This window comes from Methylobacterium sp. CCH5-D2, from assembly GCF_001556475.1.
Taxonomy (GTDB): Bacteria; Pseudomonadota; Alphaproteobacteria; order Rhizobiales; family Beijerinckiaceae; genus Methylobacterium; species Methylobacterium hispanicum.
Genome location: NZ_LSIX01000764.1, coordinates 1 through 262 on the forward strand (window position 1 = coordinate 1; position 262 = coordinate 262).

The following is a 262-nucleotide window of genomic DNA, read 5'->3' on the forward strand; positions in this document are numbered from 1 at the left end:
GATGGCGGCACCGCCCGCCTCACCGTGCCGACCCGCTTTCTGAAGAGCTGGATCGAGTCGCACTATCTCGACCGGGTGCTCACCACCTTCCGAGCCGAGGTCGAGGCGATCGCCCGCATCGAGGTCGGCGTGCGCGGCACCGGCGCCCCCACCCGGCCCGTGACCGCCCCCGGCGCGTCGCGCCCGAGCCCGACGAGCGGCCCGCTCGCCCGCCTGCAGGCCTCGCCCCAGCCGACCCCCGTGGCGGTCGCCGCTGTGCCCG

At 77.1% G+C, this 262-nt stretch carries 1 protein-coding gene; it reads left to right on the plus strand.

Annotated elements, in window-relative coordinates; genetic code table 11:
* Positions 1–262, plus strand: a 262-nt coding sequence (locus AX737_RS20490) for a DnaA N-terminal domain-containing protein (protein ID WP_280949094.1), incomplete at both ends; no start/stop codon positions are given.